Origin of the sequence: Providencia sp. (genome assembly GCF_052096715.1) — a bacterium.
Classification (GTDB): Bacteria; Pseudomonadota; Gammaproteobacteria; order Enterobacterales; family Enterobacteriaceae; genus Providencia.
This window is the reverse complement of the sequence record NZ_JBQDNB010000006.1, coordinates 105659-128624: the sequence shown is the minus strand read 5'-3', so window position 1 is coordinate 128624 and position 22966 is coordinate 105659. Positions and strand designations below refer to the sequence as shown.

Sequence of the window (22966 nt, the reverse complement as noted above, 5' to 3'; positions counted from 1 at the left end):
TCAGCGCTCGTAGGGCTAAACCTAACAGAGTTTTCTTATATCATAGCAGCTTCCTAACGATATGTTACATAATAAAAGCAGGTTATTTAAATCGTCAATTGTTTGTTATTAACTTGTTTTATAAAGGTAAAATCCAGTAATGGCTTTATTTAATGATAGGGTAAAGATAGTTAAGGATCTTAGTATCTTATTATCGTTATCAAAACATAAATTCAATGTGAGAACATGAGCAGGAATGAGAGCAGAGGTTGTGGTTATCGAAAAGACGCTATCAAAATGGCTTAACATATAGTTAGTGATAACGTTTAGTTAAGCCATTTAAATTTACAATTCAAAAAGCTATTTAAAAATTGTTATTTAACACCGATCTGTTGCCATGGTTTTGTGGTTAGCTTGAATTGCCCTTCTAAGAGCTTATTCCATACCTCATCACGTTCTTGCGTGCTATCAAACGAATTTGTTTGCGTATCCACTAGCGTCCATGTATCCGTCGTTTCTTGCCAGACATTACATTCAAATGAGGTGCCCGACGGATATGCTTGGCACATGACAATATCGTCTTTATTATCTTGATTTACATCAGCCATGAAACCAAGGCACATATATGGGCTGTAATAGGATGTACAAAACCATGCGCTACTAATATCATTTCCCATTTCAAACCAACTAGTTGGTAGTTCAGGGCTGCCTTTTGCTATGATTAATACTTCTTGTAAGGATTTTTGCTTTTCTTCTGAATAAGGGTTTGTATCAAATAATTTTTTATATTCGGGATTTTTATTCTGTTGATTAAATGCTTCTTTTCCTTTGGTACCTAAGTTTTTGAAATCATAAGCAAGGGAACTATCAATTTTAATTTTTCCATTTTCAATACCCGCAATAAGGCTGTTGACTGTAATAGCTTTAAAATCAACGAGTGGGCTGTTAATTGCTAAAATAATGGTAATTAAGCCAAGGAGTCCAACCTTGTTGATAGCACCTAATGACAGCATCCATTGTTGCCTTTTACGCATAATAGCAATGCTATAAGCCAGTATTATGAGGGCTAAGAATAATGCGATAGTAAAGGCGTAGAGACGATCAACGCTCCAGCTGTATTGGTTTATACGGGTAAAAATGCCGTATAGCGAAAGTACGGAAAAAATATTTAACAAAAGAATGCTGGTTAAAACAAAACCATTTAGCCCTACAGGGAATTTGTATTGATCGCTCCCATCGCCATAAACAAAGTTAATAAAAACAATATTAAGAGCAATAAAACAAAGCATCGTTCCAGAGCCAAGACCTGTCGAAGGCATTCCGGAAACAATAGAAATCACTAAGCCCACTAAAAAAACAATTGCGACGATATTTAAAAGGGGTAAGAAAAAACGCGCAATATAGCTAGCAAAATTACTCAGTTGTACGTCTAAAACTGAACGTAAAAAGACCAAACTAATATTAAAGCCGAGTGTGAATCCTACCCAATAAATTATTTCACCATCAAGTAAATTGCTTAGATAGCTTAGGTTCACAATACCAAATAGAAAACTGGCGAGTTTGATTATGGCAGTAGGGAGCCCGCCAATAAACGACGCTAAAATACCTAAAAAAGTATTTTTAATGTAAAAACCCATCAAACAGCTGTAATCAATTTTCCAAGAACCTGTCATTTGACGCATTTGCATCCATGGCAGTAAAAAGAAAAATAAAATTGTTAAGGTGATAAAGGCGACTAGTGGTGTTGCGTCAGAGGCACTGTCAATACCTTGCGCGTTCCATATGGTTATCCATGAAGTCAGCGCAATCGCAATAAAAACATTGATATAAAAAGCAACAGATTTTGCGTTAGTGATGAGATAACTGACTATTGATGGAACATATATGGCCAACATCATGGGTAAATAGACAAAAGCTGGGCCGAATTCACTCGTTACGCGGATGGAGTAATCCATTGAGGCATAAATAACAATGCCTTGTACGATGGAAAGAATCGCAACAATTAGATAGGAATAGATACGGATAGATTCCCGTTGTAACTGCTGAACCATATAATTTCCTTGTTTGATATAAAATTGTTATTAGAAAAAGCATAGGATGTTAGTTGACTGAACTATATAAACTTTCTCTTAAAAATGGCTGTTCACAATATTTATAATAGGCGATATGAATATCGTGAGACTAAATTTCTATTAAGGCATAAAAAAAGCTTCAACCTAATTGAGCAAGATTTTCTCAATTGAGTTTGAAGCTTTAAAATCAAATGTGCCAATTTCATGACACAAATTAAATTAGTGATTATTTTTTGTCGGCAAGTCCATCAAGGTAACGTTCCGCATCAAGTGCCGCCATACAGCCTGTACCGGCCGAGGTAATGGCCTGACGATAAATATGATCCATGACATCACCTGCTGCGAAAATACCCTCTACGGACGTCTGAGTCGCATTGCCTTGGGTGCCTGACTGTACATTGATATAGCCATTAGATAAATCAAGTTGGTCATCAAAAATACCCGTGTTTGGGCTATGACCAATAGCAATAAAGGCACCCATGACGGCAATATCTTCTGTTTCATTGGTTTTGGTGCAGCGTAAGCGCACGCCAGTTACACCCATATCGTCTCCAAGAACTTCATCAAGAGTACGGTCAGTGTGTAGGATGATATTCCCGTTTTGAACTTTATCCATTAAACGGCTAATCAAAATTTTCTCTGCACGGAAGCTGTCACGGCGGTGAATCAGGTGAACTTCTGATGCGATATTCGCAAGGTATAAAGCTTCTTCGACCGCAGTGTTACCACCACCGACAACGGCGACTTTTTGGTTACGGTAAAAGAAACCATCACAAGTTGCACAGGCGGAAACGCCTCGACCTTTAAACGCTTCTTCTGAAGGTAAGCCGATGTAACGAGCCGATGCTCCTGTCGCAATAATTAATGCGTCACAGGTATATTCGTTTTCATCACCGAATAAGCGGAACGGACGTTGTTGAAAATCAACTTTGTTGATGTGATCAGAAATAATTTCAGTTTCGAATTTAGCCGCGTGTTCGTGCATACGCTCCATGAGTCCCGGACCTGTTAGGCCTTCAGGGTCACCCGGCCAGTTTTCAACTTCGGTTGTGGTGGTCAATTGACCGCCTTTTTCGACTCCCGTGATTAGCGCTGGGCTTAAATTCGCTCGTGCGGCGTAAACGGCTGCCGTATAGCCTGCGGGGCCTGAACCTAAAATGATTAACTTGCGATGTGTTGTTGTGCTCATGAATTCCTCTTTTATTCTAAAAAAAGCATAACTGCGATTGTAGGAGAAATGGATAATTAACAAAAGTGATTTAAATGCCTCGTCAGTTCCATAGCACTTATTTCTCTGATAGGTAATGCCGAATAAATGTAAAAAAGTGTGTCAAAAAGTAGGGGGCATCACGGAACAGAATTTTTAGGAATTATCTTGAATTGTTGCCGCGAAACGTTTTCCCAGATAAAAAAGCGAAATCTTGTACTGATTTTTATTCATTTTCTTTGACAATCGGCTGCGCATTTGCGAAAACATCTATGTAAGAGTTAATTATCTAGTGGGTCAATGGAAATAACGCCTTTTTGTCCTTGCTGGAAAATTAACTTTACACTACTTACGAATGATAAATTTTGAATACCAAGTAATGATTGTGAACGCTAATTACATTCACGTGAGTTTCAGCATTATGAATAAAATTTGTGCCTGAACACGAATACCTATGTTGAAAAGTATGCCGCGGATGGTGCTGTTTTATAGATATAGAAAATAACAATTAGAGAAAGAGAGATTAAAGAGATGATTGATAATAAAAAGCGTCCTGGCAAAGACCTTGACCGTATCGACAGGAATATATTAAACGAATTACAAAAAGACGGACGTATCTCTAACGTAGAATTATCTAAACGCGTAGGGCTATCTCCAACTCCATGTTTGGAACGTGTGCGTCGTTTAGAAAGACAAGGGTTTATTTCTGGATACACTGCGTTACTGAATCCACACTACTTAGATGCTTCACTGTTAGTGTTTGTTGAAATTACACTGAATCGTGGCGCACCTGATGTTTTTGAACAATTCAATACAGCGGTTCAGAAACTTGAAGAAATTCAAGAATGTCACCTTGTTTCTGGTGATTTTGACTACTTGTTGAAAACGCGTGTGCCCGATATGTCAGCATATCGTAAACTACTAGGTGAAACATTGTTACGTCTGCCAGGCGTAAACGATACTCGTACCTATGTGGTTATGGAAGAAGTTAAACAAAGTAACCGTTTAGTGATTAAAACTCGCTAATAGTGATTTTGATAGACTCATTTCAGCACAGCAATCAGCTTTGTTGTCACCCGCAGTTTCAACGCTGAGTTTACTCAGCGTTGTTCCGTTCTAAATCCCCATTATTTTGTATTTAAATTCTGCATTTGGGTATCAAACTAAATTTTGCTGACATTTTTTTTACATCTCTCTTTAAATAAATAGTAAGTATTGATTTCAATTTGTTGATTTTAAAGCTATAAATTTTTAGGAGTTTTGATGCTAAATAGAAATTGAATCATTATTCGTAAGATGAAATACTGAATCCAATCGTATCTATGGTGGGCTAATTTACCTGAATTGCTGCAAAGCACGCATATGATGGTGATTAATGCTAGAATAACCATAATTAAGCAAAGAACATCAGTCAGTAAAGAAATAATAATGAGCCAAGAATATACAGAAGATAAATACATTAAATTCAAAAAACTCAGTAGCGGAAGACGGCTATTAGAGGTCATTTTGCTTGCAATTTGCCTAAGCGCTATTTTTCTCATGGTCGCTTTAATGAGTTTTAGTCCCTCAGATCCGAGTTGGTCTCAGACAACATGGAATGCACCTGTAAAAAATTTAGGGGGCAGCGTTGGTTCTTGGAGTGCTGATATTCTATTTTCGGCCTTTGGTATTCTTGCTTTCGCAATCCCACCGTTATTATTACTTGGTTGCTGGGCCATTTTTCATTATGAAAGCCAGCGTCGTTATGTCGACTTTTTTTCTTTGTCATTACGCTTAATTGGCGGATTGGCACTTATTTTATCTTCTTGTGGCCTTGCTGCTCTTAATTTTGATGATTTACCTAATTTTGCCTCTGGAGGCGTGATTGGTAGCGTATTTAGTACCGCAATAAAGCCATGGTTTAATTCTTTAGGTGCCACATTAGCATTATTATTTTTATGGTCGATTAGCTTTACGTTGTTTACTGGTTGGTCATGGCTGACTATTGCCGAAAAAATAGGCGCAGCCATTTTACTGCCAATTACGCTAATAACGAATCGTGCTCGAGGCGATGATTTAGAAGATTATAATGTTGAAGTTACGGAAGATGCGTTGCAACGTGCTCAAGAAGCTGAACTGCAAGCTAATTATGACGCGGGCCTTATCGATGACGATGACGTACTATTTTCGGCACCGACTGTTGCTGAATTGGTGAGTGAAGAGGGAATATCACAAGTTACGCTTGAACCTATTGTTAATACTGAGCCTAGCTCCGCGGCTGGCGAAATTGTGTCTTCAAAAGAAAACGAGGCTCAAGGCCAAATCCCTTCGTTCTCTGCGGTGGAAGAACATAATACTTATCAGTTTGAAGTACCTGATGGCTATTCACCTCAGGTATTTCAATCGCAAACACAACAACCACAATCATATCAGTCACAACAAAGTCCGCAGCAAGCTGAAAATAGGTACCCATCGTTCTCAAATCATGACGAGCAGCCTATTGATAATACTGAGCCGTCATTATTTGCGGCCGCTGATGAATTTAATCAGCCATATAATCAATTTCAACCGCAAACAAGTACTGATCCAATAGCGGTGCCAGAGCCTACAACGACACCAGAAAAAAATCATTTTGCCAATGAGATAACGAATTCAAATACTTTTGCTTCGCCAGCATCATCTTCTGCCTTTGCATCTGCGCCTGTTGTGAGTGATGTCGTGCCAGAGATAAACATGCAATCGGTGACAGACCGCTTAGCGAATCCAGCTGCATTAGCCGCAGCAGGCATTTCTATTTCAGCCCTTGACCGTCACGCGCAAATTAAGCAAAACGCTGAGCCTGAATTGCCTCGCCCAAATCCAGTGCGATTGCCAACTCGACGCGAACTATATGGGATAAACATTCCGTCGCAACGTGACGCTGAACTTCAACGACGTCAAGAAGAGGCTTCACAACGTGAGCAAATATATCAGCAATGGTCTTCAAGTGACGAAGACGCACAAACATTGAATGATGAGAGTGAATCAGAAGATTTATTGCGAGCACAATTTTTGCAGCAGCAACGTGATCGCTATGGTGAGATAAATGAAACCGATTATGAAGCACAACCGCTAGTCTCTGACGCTGTAAATCAAAATGAACCTACAATTGATACTTCAGCTGCTGAAATATCAGTAACACCGTTTACTCAACCTGAGATTGAACATCGTTGGGCATCTTCATCTTCTGCGTTTTCAACCGTGACACATACAATTCCTGCTGCAGAAACATTGATAGATACAATGGCAATCAAAGATGCAAACACAATCAATAATAATGTGTTTTCTGCTCAACTTGAAGATGAAGATCACGACATAGAGCCAAGAATCGATTTGAGTAAATCATTCTCTGTGCTTGATAGTTTTTCACCGGTTGAAGATTTGGTTAACGATGAACCCGTCGATCCGTTATTTATGCCGTCGTTTAGTGCCGTAATGGCAGATGAACCTCAAGTGAATAGTCAAAATAATGTTGATTTTGGGATTGGCAATCAGTCAACTCAGGCACATACTTTTGCGCAGCCACAGCAGCCACAGCAGCCACAGCAGCCACAGCAGCCACAGCAGCCAAGACAAGATAGCTTATTTCACCCATTCTTGGTACGTAATGACCAACCATTACCGAAACCAACAACACCGATGCCTTCTTTGGATTTATTAGCTCGTCCGCCAGCGCAAGAAGAGCCGGTGGATATGTTCAAATTAGAACAAACTGCGAGATTGATTGAAGCACGATTAAACGATTATCGGGTTAAGGCTGAGGTCGTAGGTTTCTCTCCAGGTCCTGTTATTACTCGCTTTGAACTTGATTTGGCACCAGGGGTTAAAGCTGCTCGAATTTCGACATTATCAAGAGACCTCGCACGTTCATTGTCAACAACCGCAGTCAGGGTGGTTGAGGTCATACCGGGTAAACCTTACGTTGGTCTTGAATTACCGAATGAAAAACGTCAAACCGTTTATTTAAGTGAAGTATTAGATTGTGATGACTTTAGAAAAGACCCATCGCCACTCACTATTGTCTTAGGTAAAGATATTGAAGGTGAGCCAGTTGTTGCTGACTTGGCTAAAATGCCACACTTATTAGTAGCAGGGACAACCGGTTCGGGTAAATCTGTTGGGGTCAATGCGATGATCCTCAGTATCTTATATAAATCTAAACCTGAAGATGTTCGTTTTATTATGATAGATCCAAAAATGTTGGAGCTTTCTATTTATGAAGGTATCCCACATTTATTGACAGAAGTTGTAACCGATATGAAAGATGCAGCAAATGCATTGCGTTGGTGTGTCAATGAAATGGAACGTCGCTATAAACTCATGTCTGCGCTCGGGGTACGTAACCTTGCCGGTTATAATGATAAAATTAAAGCTGCCGCGGATATGGGACGCCCAATACCGGATCCACATTGGAAACCAAGTGACAGCATGGAAATCGAACATCCAATGCTGAAAAAAGAGCCATATATTGTGGTGATGGTGGATGAATTTGCAGATCTGATGATGACTGCGGGCAAGAAAGTTGAAGAACTGATCGCTAGATTAGCGCAAAAAGCACGTGCTGCGGGTATTCACCTTGTCCTTGCAACACAGCGACCTTCAGTGGATATAATTACTGGTTTAATTAAGGCTAATATCCCAACGCGTATCGCTTTTACAGTTTCAAGTAAAATTGATTCACGTACTATTTTAGACCAAAGTGGCGCTGAATCTTTGTTGGGGATGGGGGATATGCTTTATTTGCCACCAAACTCATCAATTCCTGTGCGAGTTCATGGTGCATTTGTGCGAGACCAAGAAGTCCATGCGGTCGTTAACGATTGGAAAGCACGTGGTAAGCCACAATATATCGATAATATTACAACCTGTAGCGATGATAGCGAAGGCGGTAGTGGTTATGATAATGGTGAAGAAGAACTCGACCCATTGTTTGATCAAGCAGTAGAGTTTGTAGTTGAAAAACAAAGAGTTTCAATCTCTGGTGTTCAGCGTCAATTCCGTATTGGTTATAACCGCGCAGCGCGTATTGTAGAGCAAATGGAAGCTCAGCAAATTGTCAGCGAACCGGGGCATAATGGTAATCGTGAAGTATTGTCTCGACCTTCAATGGGGCATTAATCGTTTTATTGAGTGTGAATAATTTATCCCTTCAATTGTTGGTTTAACTCAAGGGGTGTATAAAGATATAACGCCTCTTGAGGTATAAATTTAAGGTCTTTTTTCGATGAAAAAAATGATGTTATTAGGCGCATTAGCCTTTAGTTTAAATATTGGCCAAGTACTGGCTGATGCGAGTCAAGACCTTCAGGAACGACTGAATAAGGTCAATAGTTTTCAAGCTAGCTTTTCACAAAAAGTCACCAGTCCTGAAGGTGATCTTATCCAAGAGGGTGTGGGTGAGCTATGGCTTGAGCGACCAAACCTATTTAATTGGAATATGACATCACCAGATGAAAGCGTTTTAGTCTCTGATGGTAAAAATCTTTGGTTTTATAATCCATTTGTTGAACAAGTGACTGTTACCAACTTATCTGATGCTACGCAAGATACGCCATTTTTATTAATTACACGTAATGACCCAAGAGATTGGAAGCAGTATTCCATTATTCAGCAGGGTAATACGTTTGATTTAAAACCAAAGCAAACTAATGGCACCTTAAAAGGCTTTTCGATTACCGTTTCACCTCAGGGTACTATCGAAAAATTTGCGGCTGTTGAACAAGACGGGCAAACCAGCGCTTATCAGTTAAAAGAACAAAAAAATGGTCATGTAGATCCAAGCAAATTTAAATTTACAGTGCCAAAAGGCGTTACGCTAGATGACCAACGCTCAGGAACTAAATAGTAGTAAGAGGAAATAGTGGGCAACCTGTCTCTCGATTTTTCACAGAACGAATTTCAACCTTTGGCTGCGCGTATGCGGCCAGAGTCACTTGAACAATATATCGGACAAAAACATTTATTCGCCGAAGGTAAACCTTTACCTCGTGCAATAAAATCCGGTCACTTACATTCAATGATCTTGTGGGGACCTCCGGGAACAGGTAAAACGACATTGGCCGAGATTATCGGTCACTATGCACAAGCTGATATTGAACGTATTTCTGCGGTAACGTCGGGTATTAAAGAAATCCGCGAATCAATAGAAAAAGCCCGCCAAAATCGAAGTGCAGGACGTAGAACAATTCTTTTTGTTGATGAAGTCCATCGCTTTAATAAAAGCCAGCAAGACGCTTTTTTGCCTCATATTGAAGATGGTACGATTACGTTTATTGGTGCCACCACAGAAAATCCTTCCTTTGAATTAAATTCAGCCCTCTTATCACGTGCTAGAGTTTATTTATTGAAGTCATTGGATGAGAACGATATTGAAGAAGTGCTTTTACAGGCCATGGGAGATGCTTCTCGAGGCTTTGGTGGACAAAATATTATTCTACCGGATAGCACAAGAAAAATGATTGCTCAGCTGGTCAATGGGGATGCTCGACGTTCTCTTAACTTACTTGAAATGATGGCTGATATGGCAGAATCGGATAGCCATGGTCAGCGTATTCTCACAGCTGATCTGCTCAAAGAAGTTAGCGGTGAGCGCACGGCGCGTTTCGATAAAAATGGTGACCGTTATTATGATTTAATTTCGGCTTTGCATAAATCCGTGAGAGGCTCGGCGCCTGATGCGGCATTATATTGGTATGCAAGAATTATTACCGCAGGCGGTGACCCATTATATGTCGCTCGCCGTTTGTTGGCGATTGCCTCTGAAGATGTGGGGAATGCAGATCCTAGAGCAATGCAAGTGGCAATTTCTGCTTGGGATTGCTTTACGCGTGTTGGCCCTGCGGAAGGCGAGCGAGCCATTGCTCAAGCTATCGTTTATTTAGCTTGTGCCCCGAAAAGCAATGCAGTTTATACCGCTTATAAAGCGGCGATTAAAGATGCGCAAATGCAGCCGGATTATGATGTACCGGAGCATTTAAGAAATGCCCCAACAAAATTATTAAAAGAGCTGGGAGCTGGAAAAGAGTATCGCTATGCTCATGATGAATCAAATGCTTATGCCGCGGGAGAAAATTATTTTCCAGAAGCAATGAAAGCAACGCGTTATTATTATCCAACCAAACGTGGGCTAGAAACTAAAATCGCAGAAAAACTAGACTGGTTAACCCAACAGGATCAAATTAGCGCCACAAAACGCTATCGCTAATGTGGGCAATGCGGTAAGGTTATAATGTAAAACACATTACTTTTACGTATAGTGCTAGAAGGCACTATATTATTAAGTACTATCAATAACTAACAATGATCACAGGATAAGCATGCTCGATCCCAATTTACTGCGTACGGAGCTAGACGCGGTTGCTGAAAAACTGGCTCGCAGGGGTTTTACCCTCGATGTGGAAAAGCTGCGTGAATTAGAAGAACGCCGCAAAGTTTTACAAGTTGAAACTGAAACACTGCAAGCAGACCGTAACTCTCGATCGAAAACTATTGGTGCAGCTAAGGCACGTGGTGAAGATATTGAGCCATTACGTCAGGAAGTTAACCAGCTAGGTGAGAGATTGGATTCCGCTAAGGTGGAGTTAGACAAACTGCAGCAAGAAATTCGTGATATTACATTAAGTATTCCGAATATTCCTGATGACCAAGTTCCTGATGGTAAAGACGACTCAGAGAACCTTGAAGTTGCACGTTGGGGTGAACCTCGTAAGTATGACTTTAAAGTTAAAGATCATGTTAGTTTAGGCGAATTATCGGGTGGCTTAGATTTTGCGGCTGCGGTTAAATTAACTGGTGCTCGTTTTGTGGTGATGAAAGGGCAAATTGCTCGTATGCACCGTGCACTGGCTCAGTTTATGCTTGATTTGCACACAGAACAACATGGTTATCTTGAACTTTACGTTCCGTATCTTGTTAACCACGATACTCTGTATGGTACTGGTCAATTACCTAAATTTGGTGAAGATCTTTTCCATACTAAGCCTCTTGAAGAAGAAGCGGATAGCAGCACTTATGCATTGATCCCAACGGCAGAAGTTCCGGTAACTAACTTGGTTCGTGATGAAATTTTGGATGAAGAATCACTTCCTCTAAAAATGACAGCACATACACCTTGTTTCCGTTCTGAAGCTGGCTCATATGGTCGCGATACTCGCGGTCTTATTCGTATGCATCAGTTTGATAAAGTTGAGCTTGTACAAATTGTTCATCCAGAAAAATCTATGGATGCATTGGAAGAGCTAACTGGCCATGCAGAGAAAGTTTTACAACTATTGAACTTGCCTTATCGTAAAGTGCTCTTGTGCACAGGTGATATTGGCTTTGGTTCACGTAAGACTTACGATCTTGAAGTCTGGTTGCCAGCACAAGATACGTATCGTGAAATCTCATCTTGTTCAAATATGTGGGATTTCCAAGCGCGTCGTATGCAAGCTCGTTTCCGTGGTAAAAACGATAAGAAACCTCAACTGGTTCATACGCTGAATGGTTCAGGACTTGCTGTTGGTCGTACTCTAGTCGCAGTACTTGAAAACTACCAATTAGCCGATGGTCGTATAGAAGTACCAGAAGTATTACGTCCATATATGAAAGGCTTAGAATATATTGGTTAATATCGTTATTTGCTTATCAGCAACGTATAAATAACCCATATTTCAAATCAAACCGTCACTTTTTAAGTGGCGGTTTTTTATTTACCAACAAACGTTATCCTTCTCAGTTTTTTCCTGACTCCTCCTAACTATTTTCCATATAGGTATTTATTATAAGTACGATTACGCTTGCGTGATAAATTAATAGCTTGTAGAGAATATAATGGAAATAGTAATTGGTGTTTTTTTATTAGCAGGGTTCATTAAAGGGGTGATTGGCTTAGGGTTACCAACCATAGCCATGGGGTTGCTGAGTATAACCATGGAACCGATAATCGCAGCAAGTTTACTTATTATTCCTTCATTTGTGACTAATATCTGGCAACTTTGCATTGGGCCTAAATTTGGGGTGTTAATCAAGCGATTTTGGCCTTTTATTGTGGGCGTTTTTATCGGGACTTTTTTTAGTTTTTTACCACCATTGACGTCAGACTCTTCATGGACACTACCCTCATTGGGAGTCATGTTGTCTATTTATGGAATATGGGGAATTACTGCAAAAAGGTTACCTGTTATTAATCGTCATTCTGAAAAAAAGCTTTCGCCTATTATTGGTTATCTTACTGGTGTAATAACTACCGCTACGGGAGTTTTTGTGATCCCAGCTGTTCCTTATTTACAGTCACTTCAATTAAATAAAGATGAATTAATTCAGACTCTTGGTTTAGCATTTACTGGTTCTACAATTGCATTGGCTATACAGCTTTTATTGAGCCAACAACTTGGTGGTATCAATTATTTATTATCGGCTATCGCGTTAATACCTGCGATTATTGGAATGTATATAGGACAATATTTACGAAGTAGAATCAGTGAAATTATGTTTCGCCGATGTTTTTTTGCTGGATTGATCTTATTAGGTAGTTACATGACATTAGAGTAAAAAATACTTTTAGTTAGCAATAAACTGAATAAACTCATTGGTGTATTCGGGGAGTTCGTTGAAATTTCGGGCACAGATGACTAATTTACGTTGTGCCCAATTATCCGTGAGAGGGATAGCTTTAGTTGTTTGAGAATCGGAAAACCGGTTAGCGGCATATTTTGGAATAATGGCAACACCTACACCATTACTGACTATTTGCATAATAGCATCGATGGTTGGCATTCTGACTCTGTAGCTTAGGCGCTTACCGAGTTGTTGGGCATGTGCATCGATATGTTTCTGTAAAGTGATACCTTCAGTTAAGCCTACAAACTCGGCTTCAGCAATATCAGCAAAAGAGATGTTTTTGTATTGTGCCCATTGGCTATTTTTATGAGCGAAAACAATTAGTTCATCGTCACAAAGTGGGTAAGTTTCTAATCCTCTTAAGTCAGTAGAGTCGGCCACAATACCTAAATTGGCAAGGCGATTTTTAATTGTGCTCACTATATCTGAACTCGACATTTCTTTAACAGAAATTGACATGTTTGGCTGTTGTTGTAAATAAGCGCCAACTCGTTTAGGTAAAAATTCCATTTGGGCGGATGAATTGCATAAAATATTAATATGACCTCGTAAGCCTTGGTTATATTGCCTTAATTCACTGCGCATATGTTCGAATTTTTGCAAGATAACATGCGCATGTTCAGATAATGAATACCCTGCGTTTGACAATGAAATACCTTTCGTTGAACGAGTGAACAGCAATACACCTAACTCATTTTCCATTCCACGGATACGCTCACTTGCTGATTGTAACGTCAAATTAGATAACGAAGCGCCGCCAGTAATACTCCCTGCTTCTATCACATTTAAAAATAAACGAAGGTCAGTCATATCAAAACGCATAACAATGAATACTCCATTTCTAATGAAAGAATATTATTGGTTTAGTTAACAAGGTTTAGTGTATCAAGAGAGGGAAAGTATGATAAGAAAAAGCGGTAATAATTTAATATTCCCGCTTTGGTGTATCTTTTATTAATCTAATTTCGTACTTTAGATTAATTTTATCTTATTGAATAATAGAATTATTCTGTGGTGCTTGAGTGTTCATTTTTGCTGTTTCCGCAAAGAATAAGCTGCGGTAGCTGCTGTAATAAGCCACATACATAATAGGCATAGAGATTAATAAACCTAAGCCTAAAGGAATAACAGAAATAATAACCAAAATGGCCAGCACGATAAAGAATAGGATACCCGGTAAGATATTTTTCTTAACAGCCTGTAAGCTTGCAGAAATTGCCTCGCCTACTTTGAATTCGTGGTTCATGATCAGAGCAGGTGCAAACCAAGTTAATGCCGTACCCACTAATGCAGCAATACCCATAACGATAGCTGCAATAGCGAATGTGCCAGAAGAGGCAAAAATAGCCGCATCTGAAGGGCCACCGTATTGATCAGCTTCCATCATGAGACTAAAAATAGCAGAACCACCAATAATAAAGGCGATTATCATTCCAACAAGATTAGCGGCGAAGTTAATTGCACCAACAGCAAATAATGCACCGAATTTTTGTTGGAACCCAGCAAATAGTAAACCAATTTCTGCTTGACCTGTTTTACGTTGATTTTCACAAATCGCAATGATACCACCAAGGAAAATTGGGGTAATAAAAGTGATCAGTAAATTTAAAAATGGGATCATGGATACGATGAAGATAAGGGCAAATAATACGATGTTGATTAAGACCCACATTCCCAATTTTTCTTTAACGAGAGACCAGGATTGACTGATCCAGTTAACACCTTCACCTGCATCAACTGCACGTGGTTGGTTAAGAAAAACCAACGTATCAACGGAAGGCGTATTTGTTGGTGCAGGGGAGTTGCCTGCATTAAAATTGTCATTATTCATGATAAAGAAGGAACCTATTAGTAGTATAAAAGTAGTAGTGTGAAAGCAATATTATTAATTTTAAATGAAATTTAGAAATTATTCTGTGTAAAATCGATGCTATTAATACTAAAAGTCATCAACACTAGTATGTCGATATGCGGCAGCATTATAAAGCAGACTATTCTGGTAAGGTATGATTGATTAAAATTTTTCTATATAAACTATATTAATAGTTTATATAAAGTTAGCACAGAATTTTATAAAGTTTAGTTGTAATTAATGGGGAACTTTAAGTTATAAATTCTTATTCAATGAGATTAAAACTCATTAAAAGAGCTATTAAATTATCATTGTTAGTATTATTTTTTATGTAATGGGTTAATTGCTATCCGAATTGGAAGAGGGAAATGGCAGTCATGCTAACGGATTCTTTATTGCAGTCGATATATTTAGTGAGTAGTGTGTTGTTTATATTCAGGGAGTGAAAGTGTTCTAGGCCCTATACAGAGCCTAGAAATAATTTTAATAAATAACCTTATGGCCATAACTTTCAAGGATATTTTTTACGCGTTCCATGACTTCTTTGGATGGTGGTTTTACACCATCTAGCTTGTACTCTTCACCCATGGTTTCCCATTTATGTTTGCCGAGCTCATGGTAAGGCAATAACTCAAATTTTTCGATATTAGTCATATCTTTGGTAAATTCACCTAATAAATGCACCGAATGGTCATCATCGCTCCAGCCTGGCACAACCACATAACGCACCCAAGTTTTTTGATTACGTTTTGTGAGATAGCGGGCAAACTCAAGGGTACGATGGTTCGATACGCCGACTAATTTTTGGTGAATATCATCGTTAATTTGCTTTAAGTCAAGCATGACTAAATCGGTTACATCCATCAGCTCATCGATAACCGGATCGTAACGACGTACAAAGCCATTGGTATCTAAGCAAGTATGAATATTTTCTTGTTTGCAGGCGCGGAACCAATCACGAACAAATTCTGCTTGTAAAATAGCCTCACCACCAGATGCCGTAACACCACCGCCAGTTGCATTCATAAAATGGCGATAGGTGACAGCTTCTTTCATCAGTTCTTCAACCGTCACAATTTGGCCGGTATGAGTGTCCCAAGTATCGCGATTATGGCAATACAGACAGCGCATTAAGCACCCTTGAAAGAAAACGATGAATCGTATACCAGGACCATCGACCGTACCACAGGACTCAAAAGAGTGGATGCGGCCAAATGTCGCAGGAGGGGCTGTTATTGAAATACTCGTTGTCGGGATAGTGTCAGCAGTTGGTATTATATTTTTTGTCGACATAGCAGGAACTCCAAAATATCCGTCATAATTCAAATTGTTGGATGATTAGCTGTGCTCAATTAAGTTACTTGGCTTACATACTGATGTATGTTTTTTCAAGCTATTTTTGTTTACCACTAACTACAATTAAATTATTCCGGTATAGCTAAAAAAGCCCCAAAAATCAGGGGCTTTTAATTTATTTTAACTTCTTAAGCTAATTATTACATTGAACTTGTGAAAGTACGAGTAATAACGTCTTGCTGTTGTTCTTTAGTTAGTGAGTTAAAACGCACTGCATAACCAGAAACACGGATAGTCAATTGTGGATATTTTTCAGGATCTTCCATCGCTTCTAACAGCATTTCACGATTCATTACGTTGACGTTTAAATGCTGACCGCCTTCGATAGATGATTCGTGATGGAAATAACCATCCATCAGACCCGCTAAGTTGGTTTTACGAACATCATCATCTTTACCTAACGCATTTGGTACGATAGAGAAAGTATAAGAGATACCGTCTTTCGCGTAAGCAAATGGTAGTTTAGCAACTGATGTCAGTGACGCTACAGCACCTTTTTGGTCACGACCATGCATAGGGTTAGCACCTGGTCCGAATGGCGCACCTGAGCGACGGCCATCTGGTGTATTACCCGTTTTCTTACCATACACAACGTTAGATGTGATAGTCAGGATTGACTGAGTTGGTACCGCATTACGGTAAGTATGTAGTTTCTGAATTTTCTTCATGAAACGTTCAACTAGGTCACAAGCAATATCATCAACGCGTGAGTCATTGTTACCGAACTGTGGATATTCGCCTTCAATTTCGAAATCTACAGCGATACCGTCTTCGTCACGGATAGGCTTAACTTTTGCATATTTAATTGCAGACAATGAGTCAGCTGCAACAGATAGGCCAGCGATACCACATGCCATTGTACGATATACATCACGGTCGTGTAGTGCCATCAGAGATGCTTCATAGCTATATTTATCATGCATATAGTGAATGATATTTAGCGCAGTGACATACTGAGTGGCTAACCAATCCATAAAGTGGTCCATGCGATCCATTACAGTATCGAAATCAAGGACTGCATCTAAGATAGGTGCATGTTTAGGACCAACTTGCATTTTCAGTTTTTCGTCAATACCACCATTGATGGTATACAGCATGGTTTTCGCTAAGTTAGCGCGAGCACCGAAGAACTGCATTTGTTTACCAACAATCATTGGGCTTACGCAACATGCGATAGCATAGTCATCATTGTCGAAATCTGGACGCATCAGGTCATCGTTTTCATACTGAACTGATGAAGTATCGATAGAAACTTTCGCTGCATATTTTTTGAAGTTCATAGGCAGTTTTTCTGACCACAGGATAGTCATGTTCGGCTCAGGAGATGGGCCCATGGTATACAGTGTGTTCAGGAAGCGGAAGGTACTTTTGGTCACTAAAGTACGACCATCAAGACCCATACCACCTAATGATTCAGTTGCCCAAATTGGGTCACCAGAGAACAGTTCATCATACTCAGGAGTACGTAAGAAACGTACCATACGTAATTTCATGACTAAATGGTCAATCAATTCTTGAGCTTGTTCTTCTGTGATTTTGCCTGCTGCAAGGTCACGTTGAATATAAGTGTCTAAGAAAGTCGATACACGACCAAATGACATTGCTGCGCCATTTTGTGATTTAACTGCGGCTAAGTAACCGAAGTAAGTCCACTGAACAGCTTCTTGTGCGTTAGTTGCAGGAGCTGAGATGTCGTAGCCATATTTAGCAGCCATCTCTTTCATTTGACCCAATGCACGATGTTGTTCAGCAATTTCTTCGCGTAATTGGATAGTCATTTCCAAATCGTCGCCTTGCTCTAATTTAGCTTGCAACGAAGTGAATTGACTGAATTTGTCTTTCATCAGGAAATCAATACCGTAGAGCGCAACGCGACGGTAGTCACCAATGATACGGCCACGGCCATATGCATCAGGTAAGCCTGTTAAGACACCTGATTTACGACATTTTAAAATGTCTGGAGTATAGACATCGAAAACACCTTGGTTATGTGTTTTACGGTAGTCAGTAAAGATTTTTTTCAGGCTTGGATCTAATGTACGATCGTAAGCTTTACATGAACTGTCAACCATTTTGATACCACCGAACGGGATAAGACCACGTTTCAGAGGTGCATCGGTTTGAAGGCCAACAATTTGTTCTAATTCTTTTGTGATATAACCAGCATCATGGGAAGTGATAGTTGAAGCAACATCTGTATCAAAATCAACCGGAGCGTGAGTACGGTTTTCGATTTTGATCCCTTCCATGACTTTATCCCATAATGCATCTGTTGCTGGGGTAGAGCCTGCTAAGAAAGATTCATCACCTTCATATGGAGTGTAGTTTTTCTGGATGAAGTCACGTACGTTCACGTTATTCTGCCAGTCACCTTGATTAAAACCTTGCCATGCTAAAGCGAATTTTTCATTTAACTCGGACATGATACTTTTACCTTTTAACAATGGATCTTTGTGAGATCTTAATGAATCTTTTGTGTGTTAGTAGCGATTAATGTTTTTGGCTACTACGTAAATGCATTAACCAATAAACTAGGCCGACTAATAAAGCGCCGCCAATAATATTTCCGATAGTTACTGGAATGAGATTTTCTGTAATAAAGTTTCCTACCGTAAGATGTGAAAACTGATCAGGAGACATATTGATCTGAGTCCAATACTCAGCAGGAGCAAATTCTTTAATCATGATACCAAGCGGTATCATAAACATGTTAGCGATACTGTGTTCAAATCCACTAGCAACAAACATTGCGATTGGCATAATTAAAACTAACAGTTTATCTGTCAAACTACGACCTGCATAGCTCATCCAAACTGCTAAACAAACCATTAAGTTTGCTAAAATTCCTAAAGCAACAGCTTCAACAAAAGTGTGATGGAGTTTATGACTAGTTGTTTGTAGTACATTCAATCCCCATTGACCATTAGCCGCTGTGTATTGACCCGCAAACCAAATCAGTGCCACAAAAAATAATGCGCCAATTAAGTTACCGATATAGACATTAAACCAGTTTAGCAGCATTTGCCCCCAAGTGATCTTGCCTGATGCTTTAGAAACAATAGTAAGTACAGTAGAAGTGAAGAGATCGGCACCACACACAACAACTAACATTAACCCAAGGGAGAAGCAAATCCCACCAATCAGTTTGGTAAAACCGAAGGGAGCCTCAGCTGCACCTGTTGTTGCAGTGATATAGAATACAAAAGCGATAGAGATAAACATACCGGCAGTAAATGCTGACAAGTAGGTAATTGCAGGATGTTTATTTGTTTTATAAACACCAGAATCATCTGCGACCTGGGCCATTATAGCAGGTGGTAATAAATTAAAAGGATTGTCAGCTTTCATACCAACACTCTCTTACAAAGTTGATTAATTATAGCACGCAATTATAGTAACAAACGGGATAAGTGAGAAATTTGATATGGATCATAAACTTCATCAAGAAAACGTCCAAAATAGTGATATAAATGTTAAAAACCATGTTAACTCAATGATATTTAACATAAAAATAAAGTTTAAAATTTATAAATATTTTTTAAAAACTGGATAAAAAGAGTTCAGCTAGGTAAATATATGCACTTAAATGTTAATTAATTACAGTGAATGTCGCGACTTTGATCGTTAATTTAACTTATAGAAAGATAAAGGCCCTAAGGCCTTCATCTAATTTGGAATATCATGCATTGTTGCGTTTTGCTTTTTGCAGTTTTTCATAGGCTGCAAGTAGAGCTTGATGTGCTGGTAATGCTTTTAATTCATCATCAATAGCCCATAACCCATAGAAGCAAGATTCACCTGCAATTGCCGCAGATGCCGCGTCGACGGCTTCTTCACCATACATACGTACGAACGCAGGGTAATATTGCGCAGGGTTTCGCTCATCTTCTTGAGATAGCAGCAATAACGTCTGTAAACAACGATAGTAATTAGCACGTTGCGTTGTTAATACTGAACTATTGAAGTCTTGGGTCCATTCTACCCATGCGAGTGCTTGTTCAAGATCTCCGCCAGCAAGTGCTAGCATTGATTTTAATTCACCAATGCGTAGGTTGCTCCAGCCATTATCTTTACCGACAGCTAAGCCCAGTAGCTCACGTACACGAGTGAAATCATCTAGGCCGTCATCATCTAATTGCTCAATCAGTGCGAGATAATCCTCTTTTTTCCACTGGCTCTCAGGCAATGCCATAATGGTATCGCGTAAATAAGCTCCCATCGCATTATTGGCTAAATGAAGATCTTCAACTGGATAAATATCTGACATGCTAGGGACAAGTATACGACAGGCGTATACACCTAAATGGTTATAATCTGCGATGTAAACTTCAGCATCTAATGTATTGAAAATACTAATTAGTGTTGCAAATTCTTCTTGGGTAGTTCCTTTAAAGCTCCAGTCAGCAAATTCATAATCTGCATCTTCTTTAAATAGATCCCAGCTAATTAGACCGCTTGAATCAATAAAGTGAGTTTCTAAATTAGTATGTTCAGCAACTTCTTCATCATCAAATGTTGGTGCATTAAAGACATCAAGATCTTTTAGCCCGCGGCCTTGTAATAGCTCAGTAACGGTACGCTCAAGGGCGACACCAAAGTCAGGGTGTGCACCGAAAGAAGCGAAACAGCTGCCATTTTGTGGATTAAATAAGACGACACAAATAACAGGGAATTGCCCGCCGAGTGATGCGTCATAACAAAAGATAGGGAAACCTTCTTTTTCAAGGGTCTCAATTGATTCGACGATACCTGGATAACGCGCCATCACATCCGCTGGGATCGTGGGCAAACTAATACTTTCTGCAATGATTCGGTTTTTCACGAAACGCTCAAAGACCTCAGATAGTCCTTGTACGCGCGCTTCATTGGCGGTATTTCCTGCTGACATACCATTAGACACATACAGGTTCCCAATAATATTCATTGGGATATAAACCGTGGTGTTATCAGATTGACGCGTAAACGGCAGTGCACAAATACCACGTTCATCATTACCTGATTGTAGGTCAATGAGCTGACTCGCAGCTAGGGCATTATCAGGGTCATAAAACTTAAGCAAACGTGGGTCAAGGATACCTTCTGGCAGGCTATCATCGTCAGTTAATGGGAACCATTTTTCATTTGGATAATGAACAAAGTCACCTTCTGCAATGGATTTACCTAAATAAAAATCAGCAAAAAAGTAGTTTGTTGATAAACGTTCAAAGTATTCGCCAAGGGCAGAGGCTAATGCGGCTTTTTTGCTAGCCCCTTTGCCATTGGTAAAACAAAGAGGACACTCTTTATCGCGAATATGCACTGACCAAACGTTTGGTACAGGGTTTAACCAAGACGCTTCTTCAATATCAAATCCCAATTTTTTTAATTTGGTTTGAAATGCATCAATGGAATCTTCAAGAGCGGCATCTTTGCCGGGTATAAATGTTTGGCTCATTGTCAGTCACTTGTAAATAGAGTGTTTCAGGCGGCCTATGATACGGATTTTTACCGCTGCGCTCACGCTTTTTATTCATTTCATTAAAAATCATCTGAAAGCTAAATATTTTTCCTAAAATAATTATATAGCTCACAACAACAGTACGCTAAAACCACATAATAACAGCAGGTTATTTAATTAAAGGAAAATAGGATGAAACACAGAAATAAAACACTACTTGCTACGCTGATTTCACTGTTTGCCGCTTCAGCATTAGCACAGCCAAATATTATGGTGCTTGCAACGGGCGGTACTATTGCAGGCGGTGGAGATTCTGCCACTTCATCAAGCTATCAAGCGGGTAAAGTTGGTATTGATGCTTTAATTAATGCGGTTCCAGAAACAAAAAAAATCGCCAATCTCAGTGGTGAGCAATTAGTGAATATTGGCTCTCAGGATATGAATGACCAAGTGTGGCTGACACTTGCTAAAAAAATTAATCAAGATTGTGATAAAACGGATGGTTTTGTTGTTACACATGGTACAGATACCTTAGAAGAAACGGCATTCTTTTTGGATCTAACGACAAATTGTAAAAAGCCGATTGTACTGGTTGGAGCAATGCGTCCTTCTACTGCGTTGGGTGCCGATGGGCCTTTAAATCTCTACAATGCGGTCGTATTAGCATCTGACAAGTCCGCAGGAGATCGTGGAGTATTGATGGTGATGAATGATAAAGTCATTCAAGGTCGAAATGTGGTTAAAATGAATACAACACAAGTGCAGGCATTTGATGCGGTTAATGCAGGGGCAGAAGGTTTTATTCATGATGGAAAAGTGACTTTTTATCAAGCAGCGCAACCACGTAGTGATAAAGCGGCATTTGACGTCAATAAACTCGAAAAACTCCCTGCGGTTGGTATTGTTTATAATTATGCCAATGCATCCGCAGCGCCTATCAAAGCACTGAGAGAAGAGGGTGTTGAAGGTATTGTGAGTGCAGGTGTTGGTAATGGTAATATGTATAAAACTATTTTTGAAGCTTTAGCTAATGCGGCAAAACAAGATGTCGTGGTTGTGCGCTCAAGCCGTGTAGCAACAGGTTATACCACGCGTAATGCGGAAGTGGATGATAATTTATATGGTTTTGTGGCATCAGAAAGACTTAATCCACAAAAAGCACGTGTATTATTGCAATTAGCTCTAACACAAACTAAAGATCCGAAACAAATTCAAGCCTTATTTGAGAAGTACTAATTTTTAACTGGTTTTTTATATATGAAGATCCGTAACAATATTGTTGCGGATTTTTTTTAAACAAATATCTATTATTGCTTATTATTTGTTATCAAAAAAAACAAAAAAAATATCTAAATATACTTGTAGCACTAATAGATTTTGACTCAATTAGGTCAATGTGGTGATAGTATTTAAGCAATTATACTAATACTTAACAAATAAGATGG

At 39.3% G+C, this 22966-nt stretch carries 15 protein-coding genes; 7 read left to right on the top strand and 8 right to left on the bottom strand.

Going from position 1 to position 22966, the window contains the following annotated elements:
• Positions 1 to 353: 353 nt before the first annotated feature.
• Entirely contained in the window at positions 354 to 2030 is a 1677-nt protein-coding gene (locus ACTH6U_RS07235; RefSeq protein ID WP_441831911.1) for a DUF7057 domain-containing protein, read from the bottom strand.
• Positions 2031 to 2277: 247 nt separating this feature from the next.
• On the bottom strand, positions 2278 to 3240 hold the full coding sequence (gene trxB, locus ACTH6U_RS07230; protein WP_441831910.1) for a thioredoxin-disulfide reductase: 963 nt from the start codon (positions 3238 to 3240) through the stop codon (positions 2278 to 2280).
• Positions 3241 to 3789: 549 nt separating this feature from the next.
• On the opposite strand from trxB, the gene lrp reads away from it, so the two are divergent.
• The 6 genes from lrp (at position 3790) to ACTH6U_RS07200 (ending at position 12807) form a co-directional block, all read left to right on the top strand.
• Positions 3790 to 4284, top strand: a complete 495-nt coding sequence (lrp, locus tag ACTH6U_RS07225; RefSeq protein ID WP_004918089.1) for a leucine-responsive transcriptional regulator Lrp — start codon at positions 3790 to 3792, stop codon at positions 4282 to 4284.
• A 336-nt stretch (positions 4285 to 4620) separates the two neighbouring features.
• Entirely contained in the window at positions 4621 to 8394 is a 3774-nt protein-coding gene (locus ACTH6U_RS07220; protein WP_441831909.1) for a DNA translocase FtsK 4TM domain-containing protein, read from the top strand.
• A 106-nt stretch (positions 8395 to 8500) separates the two neighbouring features.
• On the top strand, positions 8501 to 9121 hold the full coding sequence (gene lolA, locus ACTH6U_RS07215; RefSeq protein ID WP_294100239.1) for an outer membrane lipoprotein chaperone LolA: 621 nt from the start codon (positions 8501 to 8503) through the stop codon (positions 9119 to 9121).
• 15 nt (positions 9122 to 9136) lie between these two features.
• Complete coding sequence (locus tag ACTH6U_RS07210; RefSeq protein WP_294100237.1) at positions 9137 to 10480, top strand: replication-associated recombination protein A; 1344 nt, start codon at positions 9137 to 9139, stop codon at positions 10478 to 10480.
• Between the two features lie 112 nt (positions 10481 to 10592).
• Positions 10593 to 11885 (top strand): serine--tRNA ligase, encoded by a 1293-nt coding sequence (gene serS, locus ACTH6U_RS07205; protein ID WP_294100236.1) that lies wholly within the window; start codon positions 10593 to 10595, stop codon positions 11883 to 11885.
• 202 nt (positions 11886 to 12087) lie between these two features.
• A complete protein-coding gene (locus ACTH6U_RS07200) occupies positions 12088 to 12807 on the top strand; it encodes a sulfite exporter TauE/SafE family protein (RefSeq protein ID WP_294100235.1) in 720 nt (239 codons plus the stop codon).
• Between the two features lie 9 nt (positions 12808 to 12816).
• Here the strand turns inward: ACTH6U_RS07200 and ACTH6U_RS07195 are convergent, their stop codons facing one another.
• The 6 genes from ACTH6U_RS07195 to ycaO form a co-directional block, all read right to left on the bottom strand.
• Positions 12817 to 13698 (bottom strand): LysR substrate-binding domain-containing protein, encoded by an 882-nt coding sequence (locus ACTH6U_RS07195; protein ID WP_434720049.1) that lies wholly within the window; start codon positions 13696 to 13698, stop codon positions 12817 to 12819.
• Positions 13699 to 13864: 166 nt separating this feature from the next.
• Complete coding sequence (locus ACTH6U_RS07190; protein WP_434720048.1) at positions 13865 to 14707, bottom strand: BPSS1780 family membrane protein; 843 nt, start codon at positions 14705 to 14707, stop codon at positions 13865 to 13867.
• Positions 14708 to 15211: 504 nt separating this feature from the next.
• Positions 15212 to 16021, bottom strand: a complete 810-nt coding sequence (pflA, locus tag ACTH6U_RS07185; protein ID WP_441831908.1) for a pyruvate formate lyase 1-activating protein — start codon at positions 16019 to 16021, stop codon at positions 15212 to 15214.
• A 203-nt stretch (positions 16022 to 16224) separates the two neighbouring features.
• Positions 16225 to 18507, bottom strand: coding sequence for a formate C-acetyltransferase (pflB, locus tag ACTH6U_RS07180; protein ID WP_441831907.1), 2283 nt, complete (start codon positions 18505 to 18507; stop codon positions 16225 to 16227).
• A gap of 67 nt (positions 18508 to 18574) precedes the next feature.
• Positions 18575 to 19432: a formate transporter FocA gene (gene focA / locus ACTH6U_RS07175; protein ID WP_294100226.1), complete on the bottom strand. Its 858-nt coding sequence runs from the start codon at positions 19430 to 19432 to the stop codon at positions 18575 to 18577.
• Between the two features lie 331 nt (positions 19433 to 19763).
• On the bottom strand, positions 19764 to 21518 hold the full coding sequence (gene ycaO, locus ACTH6U_RS07170; RefSeq protein ID WP_441831906.1) for a 30S ribosomal protein S12 methylthiotransferase accessory factor YcaO: 1755 nt from the start codon (positions 21516 to 21518) through the stop codon (positions 19764 to 19766).
• A 195-nt stretch (positions 21519 to 21713) separates the two neighbouring features.
• Here ycaO and ansB point away from each other — a divergent pair, with 195 nt between their 5' ends.
• Complete coding sequence (ansB, locus tag ACTH6U_RS07165; protein ID WP_441831905.1) at positions 21714 to 22757, top strand: L-asparaginase 2; 1044 nt, start codon at positions 21714 to 21716, stop codon at positions 22755 to 22757.
• The last annotated feature ends 209 nt before the right edge of the window (positions 22758 to 22966 follow it).